The organism is Anaerobutyricum hallii DSM 3353 (assembly GCF_000173975.1).
GTDB classification, from domain to species: Bacteria; Bacillota; Clostridia; order Lachnospirales; family Lachnospiraceae; genus Anaerobutyricum; species Anaerobutyricum hallii.
Genome location: NZ_ACEP01000005.1, coordinates 1 through 7517, shown reverse-complemented (window position 1 = coordinate 7517; position 7517 = coordinate 1). Strand labels below are relative to the sequence as shown.

Sequence of the window (7517 nt, the reverse complement as noted above, 5' to 3'; positions counted from 1 at the left end):
GCGAGTTTGAAAAATGCTTTTGCAAGATGTGCGTTACAATTTGTGGGGAATTTTTCCTGAATGAAGACGGCGTAGCGGGCTATGCCAACTGAATGAAAGTAAAAAAGACCACAGTTATAAACTGTAGTCCTACTATCTCACTTTAACAGGGAATCTTCAAAAAGATTCCCTGCATAAATACATTTTATAGAGTTCAGCACAAATCTCCTATATGCTTCTTTTAATAATGAATCGTCAATACACAAAACATCTGAGAATGCATATACTAGACTTCCACAAAAAATCTAAGTTTCAATCCTCAATCAGTAACTCACATAATCTAATGAGTCTGATATGATTTGAAATTATTTAACCTGAGCTTTGATTGCCTCTGTTAACTTAGGAACAATCTTTAATGCATCGCCAACAATACCGTAATCAGCTACATCAAAGATAGGTGCATCTGGGTCTTTATTGATAGCAATGATGATATCAGATTCTTCCATACCAGCTACGTGCTGGATAGCTCCGGAAATACCGATTGCAAAATAAACATTAGGACGAACTGTCTTACCAGTCTGGCCAACCTGTAAATCTTTTGGTTTCCAACCATTATCAACAACTGCACGTGAGCAGGAAACTGTTCCGCCAAGTGCCTCTGCTAAATCGTCTAATAATGCAAAGTTCTCAGCAGAGCCAACTCCACGTCCGCCAGATACAAGAATCTTAGCAGCCTGGATATCAACTGTTTCTGTAACAGATTTTACAATGTCAAGAATCTCAACATATTTGTCATTTGGAGTAAATCCTGGATTGTACTCAATAACTTCTGCCTTTGCACCTGCAACAGGCTCTTTCTTCTGCATAACACCAGGACGAACTGTAGCCATCTGTGGACGATGGTTAGGACAAGCGATTGTAGCGATTGTGTTACCACCGAATGCAGGACGAGTCATTAATAACTGACCCTGACGAGGTTCTTTATCTCCACGAGCTTTGAATTCACCAATTTCAAGAACAGTACAGTCTGCTGTAAGACCTGTTGCAACTCTTGCAGAAACACGAGGTCCTAAGTCACGACCGATTGCTGTTGCTCCAACCAGAAGAATGTCCGGTTTGTATTCGTTGATAACAGATGCCAGTGCATGTGTATATGGCTCTGTTCTGTATTCTTTTAATTCAGGGTCATCAACTACGATAACTTTATCTGCGCCGTATTCAGCAAGTTCATCAACTAAGCCTTTTACGTCAGAACCGATTAAAACTGCTGTTACGTCTGTTCCTAAATCTGCAGCAAGGTCATTTGCTTTTCCAAGTAATTCTAAAGCAATGGCATCAATCTTATTGTCAACCTGCTGAGCATAGATAAATACACCTTTATATTGTTCTAAATTCATTCTATTCACCACATTTCCTTTACAATTAGATAACATGCTTTGTTAACAGTTTGTCCATGATGTACTCAACGCCTTCTTCTGCTGTTTCAGCTGTCATCATGACACCTTTACCTTTACGTACTTTATCAGAAGCTTTTGCGATCTGAGTTGGAGAACCTGCAAGACCTAAGTTGCTGTCATCAACATCTTTAAGGTCTTTTCTTCCCCATGTAGTAATTTCTGCATCATATGCATCAAAGATTCCGCCTGGAGTCATATAACGTGGCTCATTTAATTCGGAAAGTGCTGTGATAACACATGGCATTTTAGCTTTTAAAACATGATATCTGTCGTCATACTGTCTCTGAACGATTACACTGTCACCTTCAACTTTGATATCCTGAGCATAGGAAATTAAAGGAAGATCTAAGTGTTCAGCAATCTGAGGTCCTACCTGAGCAGTATCACCATCGATAGCCTGACGACCTGTGATGATTAAATCATAATCAATATTTCTAAGTGCTCCAGCGATTGTTGTAGATGTTGCCCATGTATCAGCTCCACCTAAAACACGGTCTGTTACAAGGATACCCTTGTCAGCACCCATTGCCATAGCTTCACGCAGAACTTCTTCTGCTTTTGGAAGACCCATAGTAACTACTGTTACTTCTGCGCCTGTTTCATCTTTTATTCTAAGGGCAGCTTCAAGACCTGCCTTATCATCTGGATTCATGATAGTAAGCATAGCTGCTCTATCAAGAGTTCCGTCTGGTTTAAACTTAACTCCACCTTTTGTATCAGGTACCTGTTTAACACATACTACGATTTTCACAGTATTTTCCCTCCTTATTTCAATAAGTTACCAGAAATAACCATACGCTGAACTTCTGATGTTCCTTCGTAGATTTCTGTGATCTTAGCGTCACGCATCATACGTTCTACGTCGTACTCTCTGATGTAACCATAACCACCAAGTAACTGAACACACTTAGTTGTTACATCCATAGCTGTTTCTGCTGCAAATAATTTAGCTTTTGCTGCTTCTACGGAGTATACTCTCTGTGTTGCTTTTGCCATTGCTGCTTTATAAACAAGTAACTTAGCAGCTTCTACCTGTGTAGCCATATTAGCAAGCTGGAACTGTGTATTCTGCTGTGCAGCAATTGCTCTGCCAAACTGTTTTCTTTCTTTAACATAAGCAATTGTAGCATCTAAAGCACCTTCTGCGATACCAAGAGCCTGAGCTGCAATACCGATACGTCCACCATCTAATGTGTGCATAGCGATTGCGAAACCTTTGCCCATAGGTCCAAGAAGATTTTCTTTAGGAATACGACAATCCTGGAAAATCAATTCATATGTAGCTGAACCACGGATACCCATTTTCTTTTCTTTTGTACCAAATGTAAATCCTGGAGTTCCTTTTTCTACGATAAATGCGGAGAATTTCTTTTTCTTTCTTCCTCTTGCATCTGTATCAACACTTGTGATAGCGATGATAATATAGTAATCAGCATAAGAACCGTTAGTGATGAAACATTTAGATCCGTTTAATACCCATTCGTCACCATCTAAAACAGCCTTTGTCTGAACACCCTGAGCGTCAGTACCAGCACCTGGCTCTGTAAGACCGAAAGCACCTAACTTTTCACCCTTTGCAAGTGGAACAAGATATTTCTGTTTCTGTTCTTCAGTACCGTAAGTAAGAATTGGATCTGCACACAATGATGTATGTGCGGATACAATAACACCTGTTGTACCACAAACTTTAGATAACTCTTCAACACACATAATGTATGTTAAAGGATCACAGCCCTGTCCGCCATATTCTTTTGGCACAGGAATTCCCATGAAACCTAATTTTTGCATTTTTGCAACGGTTTCTTCTGGAAAATGTTCTGTCTCGTCAACCTCCTGAGCAAGAGGTTTAACTTCGTTTTCAGCGAACTCTTTAAAGAGCTGTCTAGCCATTTCATGCTTTTTGCTTAATGTGAAATCCATTTTCATTCCTCCATAATAAATTGGTTATTGGGGTGGAGAACCACCTTAAAAGCCGTGGAGACGCAGAGCATAGTCCCCACGGCCGTATTCACTTTTTTAATTATTTGCTGTAATCGTAGAATCCAATACCAGTCTTCTGACCTAATTTTCCACCACGAACCATCTTTCTTAATAATGGATGTGGACGATACTTAGGATCTCCTGTTTCATTATATAATACTTCCATGATTGCAAGGCAGATATCAAGACCAACTAAATCTCCTAAAGCGAGAGGTCCCATTGGATGGTTAGCACCTAACTTCATAGCTGTGTCGATACCTTCAACAGAAGCAACACCATCAGCATAAATGCCAACTGCTTCGTTAATCATTGGGATTAAAATTCTGTTAACTACGAATCCTGCAGCTTCTTCTACCTGTACAGGTGTTTTGCCGATTTCTACGGAGATAGCTTTAATCTTTTCAACCATTTCATCTGGTGTATTAAGACCAGCGATAACTTCAATTAATTTCATAACTGGAGCTGGGTTGAAGAAATGCATTCCGATAACTGGTCTGTCAAGTCCTGCACCAATCTGTGTAATAGATAAAGAAGATGTATTTGTTGCAAACATACATGTTGCAGGAACGATATCCTGTAATTCTTTAAATGTCTGCTGTTTAACTTCCATAACTTCAAGAGCTGCTTCTACTACTAAATCAGCATCTGTACAGATATCTTTTGTACCAGTAGTAATCTTAGCAAGGATTGCATCAGCTTTAGCCTGATCCATTTTTCCTCTTGCTACTCTCTTTTCAAATCCTTTAGCGATTTTCTTTTTACCATTTGCAGCAAATTCATCGTTGATATCACATAAATATACTTCGTATCCTTCTGTCTGTGCGAATGCCTGAGCAATACCTGATCCCATTGTACCTGCGCCAATAACTCCAACTTTCATTGTTTAAAACCTCCTATAAAATGTAATGTATTCCGATAATTAATAATACAATATGTATAATTGATTAATTAGCAGTTTTTAAATGGCTCTTTTACTTTTTCTTTGTTTTTGTCAAGGAAGAATGCCATTCCGTATTTCTGGTCTTCTGTCTCGAAGCAGCTGCCAAATAACTTCTCTTCGATTACGATAGCTTCATCCATTCCTACTTCTAAACCTTCGTTGATAGCTTTCTTACATGCACGAACTGCGATAGGTGCGTTCTTTGCAATACCCTTTGCCATCTTCTTAGCCTGAGGCATTAACTCTTCGAGTGGATAAACTTCGTTAACCAGACCGATTCTGTAAGCTTCTGCTGCTTTAATATTGCGAGCAGTATAGATTAACTGTTTTGCTTTTCCAGGTCCTACGATACGAGCAAGTCTCTGTGTTCCACCAAAACCAGGTGTGATTCCAAGACCAACTTCTGGCTGTCCAAACACTGCATTCTCAGAGCAAAGTCTGATGTCACAGCTCATAGAAATCTCACAGCCACCGCCTAAAGCGAATCCGTTGATTGCTGCGATAACAGGGATTGGAAGTGTTTCAATCTTTCTGAATACATCATTACCAGCTTTACCGAAAGCTTCGCCTTCTGCTTTTGTAAGTGTACTCATCTCTCCGATATCAGCACCTGCTACGAAAGATTTCTCTCCAGCACCAGTAATGATAAGACATCTGATTGCGTCTAAATCTACTGCATCAATAGTTGCATCTAAATCTTTTAATACTTCACTGTTTAAAGCATTTAAAGCCTTTGGACGATTGATGGTGATAATACCAACCTGGCCATCTACTTCATAATCGATAAATCCCATTGTATGTATCTCCTTTCAGATTACATTAGCTAACTATTCAATCTAGATAATTAAATAGTTACAAACTATGTAATTGATATAACCGGATTCGAAAACCGAACCCGGATATATGTAATCATTCTATACGTGATTAGTCTCTTTCAACGATTGTTGAGCAGCCCATACCACCACCGATACACAGTGTAGCAAGACCTTTCTTAGCATCACGTTTCTGCATCTCATGTAATAATGTAACGAGGATACGGCATCCTGATGCTCCTACTGGATGTCCAAGAGCAATAGCTCCACCATTAACATTTAACTTCTCTGGGTTGATTCCTAATTCTCTTCCTACTGCTAATGACTGAGCTGCGAAAGCTTCGTTAGCTTCGATTAAGTCAAAGTCATCAATGCTCATGCCTGTTTTTGCAAGAACTTTCTTAGTAGAAGCAACTGGTCCAACACCCATGATAGAAGGATCAACTCCGCCTAATGCTCCTGCTACCCATGTAGCCATTGGAGTTACACCTAATTCTTTAGCTTTTTCTTCGCTCATAACAACAACACAAGCAGCACCATCGTTAATACCTGAAGAGTTGGCAGCTGTTACGATACCATCTTTCTTGAAAGCAGGACGTAATTTAGAAATACTTTCTGCTGTTGTTCCAGGACGTGGTCCCTCATCTGTATCTACAACAACTGTTTTCTTTTTAAGTTTAACTTCTACAGGAACAATCTCATCTTTGAACTTACCAGCTTCGATAGCTGCTGTAGCTTTCTGCTGTGAATTAGCGGAGAACTCATCTAACTCTTCTCTTGTTAAATGCCACTGTTCTGCAACGTTTTCAGCTGTAATACCCATATGGTACTGATTGAAAGCATCTGTTAATGCATCGTTAACCATACAGTCTTTTAATACGCCATTGTTCATTCTGTATCCAAAACGAGCTTTGTCTAAGCAGAATGGAGCTAATGACATGTTTTCCATACCACCAGCGATAACGATATCAGCCTCACCTGCTAAAATCTTTGTAGCAGCAAGGTTAACACAGTTAAGACCGGAACCACAAACTACGTTAATTGTTACAGCAGGTACTTCGATTGGTAAGCCTGCATTAATAGAAGCCTGACGAGCAACGTTCTGTCCAAGACCAGCCTGGATAACACATCCCATTAATACTTCGTCTACCTGATCAGCAGGTACGTTAGTTCTCTTTAACGCTTCTTTAATTACGATGCTTCCTAAATCTGCAGCTGGTACTGTGCTTAATCCACCACCCATTGTTCCGATTGCGGTACGACAAGCACCTGCTAATACAACTTTCTTTGCCATAGTTTCATTCCTCCATTTAAGTTATCAATATTATTTGATAGTTGCTTTGCTAGAGCATTTCTAGTACGATATGTGTTAATCTTATCACAATCTTCTTTGCTTTGCAACAAGATTATAAAAAAATTTTTAATTAATATTTTCATTTATGAAAGATTCACAGTTTCGTCACTTTTGAATACAAAATCCATCGTTGTTTTAATTAATTTTACCTTTATTTCTTCTTATATCTATGGACATTCTCTATTGATTAATTTTCTGATTTTGTGAAAAAAGGAAACAAAATACAAAAAACTGCCTAAATATGTGAAGAAATAGACATTCTGAGTTGGCTAATAGACGAAAAACCAGAGATACTTTACCTGCCAGATGTGGCTTTGGAGTGAGTTTTATGGCATTTTGCACAGTGAAATAAAGCATATGGTACATAAAGTATCTCTGGCTTTTCTATCTGTTGGAAGGATTTAGTTTAGAATGTCTATATGGAGGGATTTGAAAATTGCCCGGATAGCTGTAGATGAAATTATGTATATTTTGTATTGCAATTTGTTTTTATCATTGTAATTATATTAACAAAATCAATACCAAAAAATCTATATTTTAAATTCACACACTCTCCCCAACATCGAATCGTTGCACATCTAAGAATTTTTACTTTGTTTCCTTCAAAGCCAGCAATAGTAAAGCTCGCTATAAGTCTATCTGTGGCCTCGGAGCAAGTGTTGGATACGAGCGTCTAAGCGAACATTCAACACGCCGCGACTAAAGTCACAGATAGACTTATAGCGGGTTTTACTATTGCGTCAGTTTAAACAAATAAAAAAACACCGATACCAATGTACCGATGTTCCTCAAATTGCGGGGGAAGGATTTGAACCAACGACCTCCGGGTTATGAGCCCGACGAGCTACCAGACTGCTCTACCCCGCGATATTAAATTAAAAAGAAATACTAAAAAGAGACTAATCACTTAGTCTCTTTTAAGAGGCGTCGACCAGATTTGAACTGGTGATGAAGGTGTTGCAGACCTCTGCCTTACCACTTGGCTACGACGCCAC

The 7517-nt window shown here is 39.0% G+C and carries 7 protein-coding genes and 2 tRNA genes; 1 reads left to right on the top strand and 8 read right to left on the bottom strand.

Features of this window, described 5'->3' with window-relative positions; all coding sequences use genetic code 11:
- Nucleotides 1-26 precede the first annotated feature (26 nt).
- Nucleotides 27-92, top strand: coding sequence for a hypothetical protein (locus EUBHAL_RS17090; protein WP_334294419.1), 66 nt, complete (start codon nt 27-29; stop codon nt 90-92).
- Between the two features lie 252 nt (nt 93-344).
- Here the strand turns inward: EUBHAL_RS17090 and EUBHAL_RS00345 are convergent, their stop codons facing one another.
- From EUBHAL_RS00345 to EUBHAL_RS00310, 8 genes are all read right to left on the bottom strand, one after another.
- Nucleotides 345-1376: an electron transfer flavoprotein subunit alpha/FixB family protein gene (locus tag EUBHAL_RS00345; protein WP_044921142.1), complete on the bottom strand. Its 1032-nt coding sequence runs from the start codon at nt 1374-1376 to the stop codon at nt 345-347.
- Between the two features lie 25 nt (nt 1377-1401).
- Entirely contained in the window at nt 1402-2187 is a 786-nt protein-coding gene (locus tag EUBHAL_RS00340; RefSeq protein WP_005343423.1) for an electron transfer flavoprotein subunit beta/FixA family protein, read from the bottom strand.
- A 14-nt stretch (nt 2188-2201) separates the two neighbouring features.
- Nucleotides 2202-3356 carry an acyl-CoA dehydrogenase gene (locus EUBHAL_RS00335; RefSeq protein WP_022170156.1) on the bottom strand — a complete coding sequence of 385 codons (1155 nt, stop codon included), beginning with the start codon at nt 3354-3356 and terminating at the stop codon, nt 2202-2204.
- A 100-nt stretch (nt 3357-3456) separates the two neighbouring features.
- The gene (locus EUBHAL_RS00330; RefSeq protein WP_005343419.1) at nt 3457-4296 is read right to left on the bottom strand and encodes a 3-hydroxyacyl-CoA dehydrogenase NAD-binding domain-containing protein; all 840 of its coding nucleotides are present in this window, start codon (nt 4294-4296) and stop codon (nt 3457-3459) included.
- A 68-nt stretch (nt 4297-4364) separates the two neighbouring features.
- A complete protein-coding gene (locus EUBHAL_RS00325) occupies nt 4365-5150 on the bottom strand; it encodes an enoyl-CoA hydratase-related protein (protein WP_005343417.1) in 786 nt (261 codons plus the stop codon).
- Between the two features lie 130 nt (nt 5151-5280).
- Nucleotides 5281-6462 carry an acetyl-CoA C-acetyltransferase gene (locus EUBHAL_RS00320; RefSeq protein WP_005343416.1) on the bottom strand — a complete coding sequence of 394 codons (1182 nt, stop codon included), beginning with the start codon at nt 6460-6462 and terminating at the stop codon, nt 5281-5283.
- 853 nt (nt 6463-7315) lie between these two features.
- Nucleotides 7316-7389 (bottom strand) — tRNA-Met (locus EUBHAL_RS00315).
- Between the two features lie 55 nt (nt 7390-7444).
- Nucleotides 7445-7515, bottom strand: a tRNA-Cys gene (locus EUBHAL_RS00310).
- Nucleotides 7516-7517 lie beyond the last annotated feature (2 nt).